The organism is Flavobacterium agri (assembly GCF_013401995.1).
In the GTDB taxonomy this organism is placed as follows: Bacteria; Bacteroidota; Bacteroidia; order Flavobacteriales; family Flavobacteriaceae; genus Flavobacterium; species Flavobacterium agri.
In genome coordinates, this window is sequence record NZ_JACBJI010000002.1 from 732,690 (window position 1) to 744,212 (window position 11,523).

At 47.9% G+C, this 11,523-nt stretch carries 9 protein-coding genes; 1 reads left to right on the forward strand and 8 read right to left on the reverse strand.

Features of this window, described 5'->3' with window-relative positions; translation table 11 throughout:
- The 3 genes from HZF10_RS07255 to HZF10_RS07265 are packed head-to-tail and all read right to left on the reverse strand — an operon-like array spanning position 1 to position 4,821.
- Positions 1-2,892 (reverse strand): DUF7619 domain-containing protein, encoded by a 2,892-nt coding sequence (locus HZF10_RS07255; RefSeq protein WP_176005533.1) that lies wholly within the window; start codon positions 2,890-2,892, stop codon positions 1-3.
- 49 nt (positions 2,893-2,941) lie between these two features.
- The gene (locus HZF10_RS07260) at positions 2,942-4,150 is read right to left on the reverse strand and encodes a BaiN/RdsA family NAD(P)/FAD-dependent oxidoreductase (RefSeq protein WP_176005534.1); all 1,209 of its coding nucleotides are present in this window, start codon (positions 4,148-4,150) and stop codon (positions 2,942-2,944) included.
- The gene (locus tag HZF10_RS07265) at positions 4,147-4,821 is read right to left on the reverse strand and encodes a glycerophosphodiester phosphodiesterase (protein WP_176005535.1); all 675 of its coding nucleotides are present in this window, start codon (positions 4,819-4,821) and stop codon (positions 4,147-4,149) included. Before HZF10_RS07265 ends, HZF10_RS07260 begins: the two co-directional genes overlap by 4 nt.
- A 148-nt stretch (positions 4,822-4,969) precedes the next feature.
- On the opposite strand from HZF10_RS07265, the gene HZF10_RS07270 reads away from it, so the two are divergent.
- The gene (locus HZF10_RS07270; protein ID WP_176005536.1) at positions 4,970-5,242 is read left to right on the forward strand and encodes a hypothetical protein; all 273 of its coding nucleotides are present in this window, start codon (positions 4,970-4,972) and stop codon (positions 5,240-5,242) included.
- A 2-nt stretch (positions 5,243-5,244) separates the two neighbouring features.
- On the opposite strand, the gene HZF10_RS07275 is transcribed toward HZF10_RS07270, so the two are convergent.
- The 5 genes from HZF10_RS07275 to HZF10_RS07295 form a co-directional block, all read right to left on the reverse strand.
- Positions 5,245-5,607, reverse strand: a complete 363-nt coding sequence (locus HZF10_RS07275) for a DUF4180 domain-containing protein (RefSeq protein ID WP_176005537.1) — start codon at positions 5,605-5,607, stop codon at positions 5,245-5,247.
- Between the two features lie 4 nt (positions 5,608-5,611).
- Positions 5,612-7,090 carry an FAD-binding oxidoreductase gene (locus HZF10_RS07280; protein ID WP_176005538.1) on the reverse strand — a complete coding sequence of 493 codons (1,479 nt, stop codon included), beginning with the start codon at positions 7,088-7,090 and terminating at the stop codon, positions 5,612-5,614.
- 12 nt (positions 7,091-7,102) lie between these two features.
- On the reverse strand, positions 7,103-8,767 hold the full coding sequence (locus HZF10_RS07285) for an alpha-amylase family glycosyl hydrolase (RefSeq protein ID WP_176005539.1): 1,665 nt from the start codon (positions 8,765-8,767) through the stop codon (positions 7,103-7,105).
- Positions 8,768-8,952: 185 nt separating this feature from the next.
- Positions 8,953-9,300: a DUF1398 domain-containing protein gene (locus tag HZF10_RS07290; RefSeq protein ID WP_246282506.1), complete on the reverse strand. Its 348-nt coding sequence runs from the start codon at positions 9,298-9,300 to the stop codon at positions 8,953-8,955.
- Positions 9,301-9,508: 208 nt separating this feature from the next.
- Entirely contained in the window at positions 9,509-11,425 is a 1,917-nt protein-coding gene (locus tag HZF10_RS07295) for a glycoside hydrolase family 13 protein (RefSeq protein ID WP_176005540.1), read from the reverse strand.
- Positions 11,426-11,523 lie beyond the last annotated feature (98 nt).

Sequence of the window (11,523 nt, forward strand, 5' to 3'; positions counted from 1 at the left end):
TCATTCCACGATTAGTTTTTTTGAAAGTGTTCCGCCTTGAAACGAGCGGGCTTTTACGAGATACAATCCAGAAGGCAAAGCCGAAATGTCTAAAGTGGCAGCTCCCGATTCCAATGTATTCTCGCCCACTTTTTTGCCGACAATATCGTAAATCTCCACCTTATTGAAACCTGCTGATGCGTCGAGTCTGATCTGCAGTTTGTCCGTCGCAGGATTCGGCCAGATCAAGAGTTGGTTCGCATCAGATTCGGGCAATTCCAACTGCTCCACGAATTGTGTCTCGAACGTATTGGTCACGATCGCCGGATTCGTATCGAAGTAAATGTTGGCCACGTTTGGTATGACATCGCCGACTTCGAATCCCGGATCGACTTTTATCCTGTACGTGAGCCAACCTTGACTCGATTCATCGTTTTGGGATTGCCATGTAAGGTTGATGCCGTCAAAACGGAAAGTCAAATCGTTTCCTGTACGCGTCATTTGATACGTATGGCTCGCACCTACCATTCGCAACGATTCAGCGTCGAGTTGATCGTCGAGCGTATTTTCGATGCTGATATTGATCGCTTCGGCATTTCCGGTATTCTGGAAACGAACGGTGTAATACAGATAATCGGCGTCCGAAAATTCATCGATGTCTATTTGCGGGCCGTGGCTTTCGGCAATGTCGTTCGGATCGTATGAATTCACGACGTTCATCGTATGCGTGAAGCTTAGAAAATCTGAAGAAAGCGAATTCGTGACGCCCGTTAACGCAGCCGATGTAGTAATCACATCATCCATATTCACTACAGGAACATCGGGAACTTGCATGTCGATATCGATCAGCGAAGTCTGGTTTGGCGCCAGCGTAACCGATTTGGTAAAACCGGTCGGAGTAAGCGTTATCGGCTGATTCGACGAAAGCGTACCCAAAACAGGATCTTTCGTAAAGTCCAATGTAGCGGTCTGGGTCGCCGTGCCGTAATTCGAAACCATCACGTAATTGTTGTATACCATGTTCGGTCTCGGCGCGTTCGAAGCCACAAGTGCCACAGACATATTGGTGAGCGGCTGTACAACTTGTACCGGGAAATAATACGTCTGCAAAGTGTTGTCTACCGTAAGATTGGAATAGCTGGGATTCACAAGAGTTAAGTAAGACGCGTATTCAGACAGCAGTTGATACGTGATATTCACCGTAATTCCGGGAGTCGAAAGCAATACGACACCACTCGAAGACCACATCGTAGAGTCGTTTCCTGAATTCGAAACCAGGAAGTTACCGAAATGCGATATGGATTCACCCGTGTCGAACGTGCCGTTATTGTTGGTATCGACAAAAGGCTTCAAAACGATTGCGCCCGAATTTTCACCGGTCGTAGCCGAAATCGGGCTTGACCAAGAGCTTTGTCCGCCATCTCCGGGAACTCCGCAAAGCGAACGCACGTAAAAGTCGTAGCAGGTGGTTTCTTGTAAATCAGTTATTTCATACGGATGCGTGTCTACCGTAACAGCTCCTGCAACGGGACCAAAACCCGGAGCCGGAGAACCGCAAGGCAATGCGATCACTTCCCAAGAAGTCGCAAAATCGAAAGTTTGCCAATCGAGCAGGACCGATGTGTCGGTGACGATAGGGCTGGAAAGCACAGGATGGATGCAAGATACAGGCGGCCCACACGAAATCTCGGCTTTCCATCCGCCTAAATTGTTCGTGCCATCCGATCGGAAATGGAACGTAAGGCAACCGTCAGGGCTCGAAGATGTGAAAGGACCGGGAATCGTATTTCCCCAATAACCGCCGGGCAAACCGCCCGGAACATTCCCAACGCCGTACATACTCGCGATCATAGGCGCGGCCGTCGAAGGCCCGTCAAACACATAAAGCGCATCGAAACCGACTTCGGTATTGAATTCCTGAAAGTAAGCACTTACCATATCGCCCGGATTCGTTGGGCAGATGGTAAAGGTCGTATTGGCGTTTGGCAAGTAAGTAGACGCAGGTCCGCCATCGTCGTAAAACATCGAACCGCATTCGGGCAAGTGACGATAAAACGGCCCAATCTGAACCCAATTGCTCGCCGAAGATTCGCAAACGCCGCGAACATACACGTAATAAGACGTATTAGGCACTATCGGTTGGGCCGAAGGTTGCGTCGTACCGGTCAAACCAACAGAATTCCCGTTAGCGATGATGGTTGTACCCAGATTCGGATCGAAAGTCGTTCCCGCTTGCACGACATGCACCTCATATTGGCCGGCATAAGTAGCGGGCCATGAAAGTACGGCGCCATTACCCGCAGGTCCGAGCGTAAAAACGTTCGCGTCCGGTGTCCAGCAATCCGATACAAGCGCAATGTCGTCAATGAGGATTTCACCCGGCGTAAAACCAGAGGTTTGGGTATACGATCTTTTAAAAACGATATAACCCGAAGTATTTCCCGTGCCGCCTATGTGCAAGGTGCGGTTGTTGTAAACTCCAGTCGGATAATTCGTAGGGTCGAAAATAGTGATGCCCGAAAAGGTAGCGGGATCGTCAATATTAGCGGTCGCCGGAAGCACGAATACCGACAATCCGGCATCTGCAGTGTGTTTGGCGTTGAAAAGCAACGTGGCATTGTTTGGGAAAGGCGTCAACGGAGAAACCAACACATCCATCGAAGTTTGGCCTTCGGTCAAGGTTTCAGACGGCAGGAAAGCCGCATTGGGTAATGTATTCGACGGATGCGAGGCGTCGTTAAGCGTCCAGCTCGACGTTCCGGCCGTACTCAAGATTTTCCACGTTCCGGTTGGTAAAACCCAATCGTTCGAAGTCGGGGCCGATACGCTCGCGCCATCGAAATTTTCATAAAACTGGGCATTTGCTCCAATTCCACAAAGAGCCGATAAGATTAAAAAAGTAATTTTTTTCATGCAATTCGTTGTTTTTTCAAATATAAACAATTGCACAAAACGCTCAACGTTAGCTGATCGAGCGAGCCAAAATAAACGCGCCTGTCCACGCATTCTGAAAGTTGAAACCGCCCGTAATCGCGTCTATATTGAGGATTTCACCCGAAAAATAAACGTTCGGTAAAACTTTGCTCTCCATCGTCTTGAAATTCACTTCTTTGAGGTCGATGCCGCCCGCAGTCACGAACTCTTCCTTGAACGTGCTTTTGCCGTTGACGTTGAATTTAGATTGGGTAAGTTCCGTCGAAAGTTTTTGGAGCTGGGTTTTCGACAGATCGGCCCATTTTTGTTCGGACGGGATTCCACTAGCCGTCACAAGGCTTTCCCACAACCTATTCGGGAAATCGAAAGGCGATTTCGAGACGACGGCCTTTTTGGGTTGGTTTTGCTTGATGTCGCGCAGGATTTGCTCGGCTTCTTCGGCATCCGATGTATGAAGCCAATTCACGGTTATCCCGAATTGGTAGTTCTTCTGGGCAAGAATCCGCGCGCCCCAAGCCGACAGTTTGAGGATTGCCGGTCCGCTCATTCCCCAATGCGTGATGAGCAAAGGCCCGGCCGATTCGAATTTCGTGCCGTTGACGTTTACCGAAGCCAAAGCCGAAACGCCGGGCAAATTCTTTATTCGGTTGTCTTTGATGTTGAATGTGAAAAGAGACGGAACCGGTTCTACGATAGAGTGTCCGAGGCCTTGCAGCAATTCCCACATTTTCGGATTGCTTCCGGTGGCAAAAACCAATTTCTGACACGAGAATTGTTCTTGGTTCGTGTCGACTTTCCAATGGTTTTCGCCTTGATAGACAGATTGCACGCTTTGTGTGGTGAGCACGTCGATTTTACATTTTTTCGTCGCTTCGAGGAAACACTCGATGATGGTTTGGGACGAATCCGAAACGGGAAACATGCGGCCGTCTTCCTCAATCTTGAGTTCGACGCCGTGTCTTTCGAACCATTCGATCGTATCGCCAGAAGCGAACGTATGAAACGGGCCGCGCAGTTCTTTTTCGCCTCTCGGATAGAATTTCACGAGTTCGTCAGGATCAAAACACGCATGCGTCACATTACAGCGTCCGCCGCCCGAAATGCGCACTTTTGTGAGCACGTCCTTGCCGCGTTCGAGTATCGCGATCTTCAATCTCGGATTGGCTTCGGCCACATTGATGGCAGTGAAGAAACCCGCGGCGCCTCCGCCCAATATCAAAATGTCGTAGGTTTTCATGCGCGGTCGGGGAAATCGGTTATGATGCCGTCTATGCCAAAGTTTTCAATGCGCGAAATATCTTCGGGTTCGTTGACCGTCCAGACGTATAAGCGCAAGTTTTCGGCTTTTATTTTTTTGACTGAAGCTTCGTCGAGCAAATGGAAATACGGATGCAACGTCTCGGCATTTATCGATTTTGCGAACCCGATGGCCAAATCCAGATCGGTTTCTGTAAGTACGCCAAGCGGGATTTTGGGATTCCGGTTGCGGATTTCCTGTAAAGCCGTCCAATCGAACGAAGAAACAAGGAAATGATCGTAATTCCAGCCTTCGGAAACGTATTTTTCGATGAGTTGCGTAACCGGACGCGCCGCAGCCTCGACTTTGAGTTCTATGTTGACGAGGCAGCGCTTGTCTACAAAATCGAGTACTTTCGCAAGCGTCGGAATCTCGTGGTGCAAATCGACTTTGAGTTTTTGTAAATCGTCGCAAGCCATGTCTTTGACCGTTCCCGAAACGCCCGTCAACCGGTCGGTATGCTCGTCGTGGAAGACCATGATTTGTCCATCGGAGGAAAGGTGCACGTCGAGTTCGATGCCGTCCGCGCCCATTTCTAGCGCTTTTCGGAAAGCCGCGATCGTGTTTTCGGAAACATAGCCTTTGGCGCCTCGGTGCGCGATGATCTGCATGGGATTTTTTTGCAAATGTAGCCATCACAATCTTTATCTGGACCATGGTTTTTGTAATCTTTAATGAGACAAATTGTACAAGAAAGGTCGCTTTTGCTGTAAAGTGCCGCCAGCAACGTCTTCTAACTTTGCTCAAAACAATTACAGAATGAAGACGCAACTTACCACACAAGCGCTGAACTTGATGATTTCCGAACGTTTTGCACACAGACTGCAATGCGGCCAATTAATGAAAGAAACCGTAGAAAGCGAATATGGGCTTACACCATTAGCCGAAATTTTCAAAAAGCATTTCTTTTCGCATATCGACAAGTGTGTAGAAAACCCGAACTGCGAAAGCCGACGTGTACTTTTCGCGCTCGCCGATTTCTGGACCGTGTTTTTCAAGACGAAAGAGGTCTGGCCTTTATCGGCGGCTTAATTTTACATATTTGACATCCGATCCAAAGCCTCGTCAACAGATTGGGAAAAATTGATAAGCTGGCCTTTGTTGCTTTCCAAAATAAAATCATGAAGACTTTTGCTGTCGTATTTTTCGAAATCGCCAACAATCGTCAAGCCCATTCGATAGTTCGAGAATTTTTGCAGCATGTCGCCCGCCATACGGGTTTTGAGATCGAAGAAAGCAGGTATGATGTTGGTTTCGTGCACCAAAATCCGATCGAAATCCTGATAGTACATATTCACGAGCAGTTCAAGCCCTTCGCCCGCGTCATTGATCAGGATGACATCCGAAAACACTTCGGCGATTTTCAAATTTCCGATGAGGTGTGTCTTGATTTCCATCGGCTTATCGGTAATGCTCGTAAAACTTGTTGCTGAAAATGCCGTCGGGATCGTATCTTTTCTTGAGTGCGAAAAACGAATCGGCCTGCGGATATACTTTGCGGAACGTGGTTTTGTCGATGTGCAGTCGATACGGCAAATAATACGTGCCGTCGTGATCGATCGCTAGTTTGACGAGTTTTTGGGTAAGCGCTTTCATGGCTTTTTCCTGTTCATCGGTTTTCTTTTGGTTGAACAAGAACACGAATCCGAACACATTTTCGCGCGCATACGCCAAATAGCTGTCGTTGTCTTTGTATACGTTGCGGATCGTGATGTTGAGCAAGTCGATGTCATTGTCGGGGAGTACTTTTTTCAACGCCTGCACGTACTCGTCGAAACGGCGTTCGGGAATGAAATATTCCTGCAGAATATCGGTCGAACCGAAATCTTTGTTTTCGATAAGGCTTACGTCGTCGTTGAGGATTTCGTTGCGCGAGATGTTTGCGTCGGCCGTGAATTCTCCCAAATGCGTTTCCAAATCCCATCGGAGTCGTTTGCCGTATTCGCTGTTGACCGAACTGCGGAACACCAAACGCTTGACTTCGGTCGTTTTTGCCGAATGTTTACGCGGTTTTTTCACGAGCGGCTTACCCGTCGATTTGAATACGTTGAGCGTCGCATTGAGCAGGAATTCCTTATCTGAAATATTGAGCCGGCCAAAAACCAGTTTCACGTCTTTGTCTTCGGACGCGTGTTTTTTAAAGTACGTGAGATAGTCTTTCGCATCGAGTTTATATCGCGTGAAACTCATGTTCTCGTTGTCGACGACTTTCATTTTGACGTCGAGGATGATGCCGAAAAGACCGTATCCGCCAATGACCAAATGAAACAATTCCGCATTTTCAGTGCGGCTGCAAGTCACGATTTCCCCATCCGATTTCAATAAAGTGAACGAAACCACGCTCGAGGAAACCGGTGGCGAGTCTTTTTGCCAGCCGTGTCCGTTCACGCTCATCGAACCGCCAATCGAAAACGAGCTGAACGCCTGCATCACGGCAATCGATTTGTCGAATTTGTCGAGGTAATTGATTGCGTCTTGCCAAAGTGCGCCCGATCCAATCGTCAAAATGTTGTGGATGGAATCAAATTCCATATGGTTGTACGGCCGCATGTTGAGTACGATTCCGTCGGGATACATCGTATGTCCGCCCATAGAATGGCGCGCGCCCGCGATCGAGATCGGTTTGCCCGACGATTTCGAATACGCGATAAGGTCTTTGAGTTGTAAAACGATACTGTCGCGGGTTTTAGCGATATCGACAAGTGAATCGATTTTGGTCAGGCTGAGTTCGCTCGCATCGTTCGTATAGCCTTTAGGCGTCGGCGGTTTGTGTCCGTCTTCGGCAAAAGCGGTCTTGGCGATGAAAAAAATCGGGAACGAAAGGAAAAGCAGCACAATGCCGATTCCCGTCCAAATGATGCGTTTGCGTTTGATTTTCATCGGAAACCCAAGTTATCGCTTTTCCAAAAGCACGATCGAAAACGGCGTGTCGAGTTCCACTTCTCCGAATTTGACCATCACGTCCTTGCCCGAATAGGCATCGCGCAATTTGGTGTAATCCTTGAAAACCGACGCGACTTTGATCGTTTTTGGGCCAACCGGCAAATCGAGGCCGATGACCACGCGATCCTTGATTTCGCCGTTTTCGTAACCACGGCTGAACACATACGGCTTACCCGATATGACTTTATGGACGCCAGCTCCGACGGCCACGTGTCTCTTTCGGAATTTGCCGAGTTTCTGCCAATGTTCGAGCGATTTCTTGGAATTTTCGTTGTTCGCGATCTCATCCCAATTCATGAACGAACGCAACGTCGCGTCGCCTTGAGTGCCTTCTATGACGAGTGATCTTGCGCTTTCGTCACCATAGTATACTTGTGAAATTCCGGGTGAAAGCAACAGTTTCGTGCCAGCTTCTATAGTTCGCGTGCGTTTGCCGTCGAACGGATTGCCGTCGTCGTGCGAAGACAGGTAATTCAGGACCGTGTAGCCTTCGAGCACGTTGTTGAGCTTGTCGGAATATTTCGAGAAGATGAATTCGTTGGTCTTTTCGGCGTCCCATCGGAACTCGAAATTGATCAGGCTGTTGAACCCGTTTTCGAAATAGTTGACTTTCTTATCTCCGAAATTGTAGTCTTTCCCGCTTGAAATGCCGTATCCGTACACTTCGGCTACAGTAAAGAAATCGTTAGAATCCATTGTTTTTTCAGGATTTTTCTCTTTCCATTCGGCAAATGCGATGTTGCATTGCGATTTGAATTCGCCCCAGACTTTTTCGTCGGTATGCTTGACCGTATCGGCGCGATAACCGTCTATGCCGAATTCACGGATGTAGTCCGTGAGCCATTTGATGATGTAAAAACGAGGCGCGCGCGGATACCCCGTTTTCTTGAAGAAATCGTCGAGTTCTTTCACTTCTTGCTCATATCGGCCTTCGGCTTTCCATTTATCGATGAGGTGTTGCGGCAATTGCACTTCCTGATTGCTTTCGGTGAGGACATCGGGTAGATTTTTTACGAGTGTGCACGCCGTGGTCGTATCGAACGTCTTGTAATCGCATTGCGGGCCTGTCCTGACCCAATCCTGAGGCCAAACCGGATCTTGGTCGGTAACCGGGCCGGTGTGGTTGATCACGGCGTCGAGCAAAATCCTGATGCCGTGGCTGTGAGCGACTTCGACGAGTTCGGCGAGGTCTTTCGCCGTTCCGAAATTCGGGTCGATTTGCGTCCAATCCTTTGTCCAATACCCGTGAAAGCCGTAGGTGAGACCTTGACCTTCGTCTGTTCCGCCGTGAATCTGTTCGACGATCGGTGTCATCCAAATGGCATTGATCCCAAGCTTGTCAAAATAGCCTTCCTCGATTTTCTGGGTGATGCCTTTAAGGTCGCCGCCTTCGAATCCGCGCAGTTTTCCGGTGGGTTGGTTGCGTCCGAAATTGACGTCGTTCGAAAGGTTGCCGTTATTGAATCGGTCGACGAGCAAGAAATACAAGTTCGCGCCTTCCCAAACGAAAGGCAATTTTTCTTTTTTGGCAGGAGTTTTCGGTGCGGTTTGCGCCTCGGTATTCATACTCATCATCAATGTCGCGAGGATTGCGGAGAAAAGCGTTTTCTTCATAGGTCGGTTTCCTCGCGTTGACAAGTTAGCGAACGAACAAGGCGAGGCGTTTTTAATTATGGTGAAATTTACGGATTTTCCATGAATAACAAAGCCTCTCGAAGTGAATCGGAGGCTTTGTCGGTAATTGGATTTTTAACGTTCACATTCCCGGAATTTGCTCGACGAGAATTTCATTTCCGTTTTTATCGAAATACGTACAAGTCATTTTTAAGGTCACACGTCCATTTTTCAACTCCCGATTTGGCCGCTTGAGTGCAGAAAGTCAAATAATCGGATTGTCCTTGCTGATGTGCTTTGAGATCGGATTTAAAAACATCGGCATTTGCGTTATGGGAAACGCCAAGCATTTCATATTTCGGATTCGAAACGGCGTTGAAATCGCCTTCGCCAAAATAGTCGGTATGGCCGTTGTTGACGAAAGTCGTATACGATATTACTCCGAGTTTTTTCAAATCCTGGATGTAAGCCGGAAAATCGGCGCCGGATTTCACTTTGGAATGGGCGGAATGGATTTGGTTGATGGTGAACATGAGTAGAGATTTGTTTTTTGATCCTGAAGCCTAGCCCGGATGCAGCGAATTAGCCTTTTGCAGTAAAACCGTACGCTTTGCGCTTTTTGCGGAAGCGACTGGAAGAAGCTCTTCGCAAAGGCTGCAAAACAAGGTTTTTCAAGAAAGCTAATCGCGGAAGCCGGACACGAGCTTCTAAAAAGCGAACTGGCGAAGCAAAAGCTCCTGATTATTTCAGCTCCAAAATATAAGCCGATTTTGGTTCGATTGTGACATCTTGTTCCAAATCGACGGATTTTCCGGAAACGACATCGGTTCCTGTCGTGAAATCCTTGAGGCCTTCGGCGAAACGCGCGGTTTTGAATGTTTGCGCCTTGTCGGAATTGTTGATCACGACCATGACCGATTCTTTTTCGTTGTATCTGAAATAGACATACACATTGTTTTCAGGTAAAAACTGCAGCGTTTTTCCGTTGTGAATCACCGATTTCGACTTTCTCCAATTAAACAGTTTGGACGAGAAATCGAAATAAGCTTTTTCGGTTTCGTTTCTTCCAGAAGACGTGAAGGCGTTGTGCGGATCGCTGTTCCATCCGCCGGGAAAATCGCGTCTGATGTCGCCGTCGCCTTTTCCTTTGTCGCCTTGCATCCCGATTTCGGAACCGTAGTAGATTTGAGGGATTCCGCGCACCGTAGCGATCAGCGTCATCGCCATTTTATACGAATCGAGGTTTTTGTAAATCTGGTTGAAACGCTGCGTATCGTGGTTTTCGGCAAACACGAGAATCGAATTGATGTTCGGATACAAAAAGTCGTTCGTGAAGTTTTCGTACACTTTGATGATGCCGCGGTCCCAATTCGGTTCGTTTTCGTTGAACACGTTTCCGAAGGCATCGTGAAGCGTGAAATCCATCACAGAAGGCAAATACGAATTATAGTTCTGGATCGCCCCGATTTTGGAATCCTTCTGCCAATAGGCCATTTGCGCCTGATCGTGCATCCAGACTTCGCCTACGATGTTGAAGTGCGGATATTCGTCGGTGATCGCTTTCGTCCATTTCGAAATGCCTTCTTTGTCACAATAGCTGTAGGTGTCGACACGGAATCCGTCGAGATCGGCGTATTCGATCCACCAAATCGCGTTTTGCGTGAGGTATTTCAAAACCAACGGATTGGCTTGGTTGAGATCGGGCATCGACTTCACGAACCAGCCGTCTACGCAATATTTTTTGTCGATTTCGGATTTGTTCGGATCGAATTGTGTCGTCATGCGGTAATTGCTTTGGGCGTAACCCGGAAATTGGTGCACCCAATCGTATGTCGGCAAATCTTTGATCATCCAGTGTTCGGCGCCCCAATGGTTGGTCACATAATCCAGGATCAGCTTCATGTCGCGTTTGTGCAATTCCGATGAAAGCTTGAGATAATCGTCGTTCGTGCCGTATCGCGCATCGATTTTATACACGTCCGATTGGGCATATCCGTGGTAAGAGCCGCGGGCGTCGTTGTCTTCGCAAAGCGGCGTGCTCCAAACGGCTGTCGCGCCTAAACTTTTGAGGTAATCGAGATTGTCGATGATGCCGTCGATGTCGCCTCCGTGACGTCCGTGGTCGTTGTTGCGATCGGATTTTTCTTTCGTGTTTGATGTGTTGTCGTTGGACGGATTGCCGTTCGCGAAACGGTCGGGCATGATCAGATAGACCAAATCGGAAGAGTCGAAACCTTGTCGCAGCGCGGAATCTTTGCGTCTTTGTTTGAGTTCGTATTTGTGGGTGAATTTGGTTTTACTTTTTTCGGAAAATGTGAACGTCAATTGAGTCGCCGGGATGTTTTTGGTATCGATCGTGACGAACAGATAGTTGGGGTTTTCGGTTTTGGTGACGCCTGTAATCGGAACGTTGTCGGAAACCGAAACGGTGTATTTGGAAATGTCTTTTCCGTAGAACATCACTTGCAGTTCCGGGTTTTTCATGTTGGAATACCAGAATGGCGGTTCGGTTTTTTGGAGTTGGGCGAGGAGTTGGTTTGGTAGTAGGGTAAATAGTGTTAATGTTGTGATTAGAAACCTCAAAGGTTTTGAAAACCTTTGAGGTTTAGAACCAAAACCAAATTTTGAAAAAAGGTCCAAAGTAAAATTTGCTTTCATAATTGTAGTTGTTTCAATAGAATTCAATCCGAAAGCAAAATGCCTCCAGAAGATTACTCGATTATTTCCTCCCGCTTGAATCGCACCCGAAATAAACT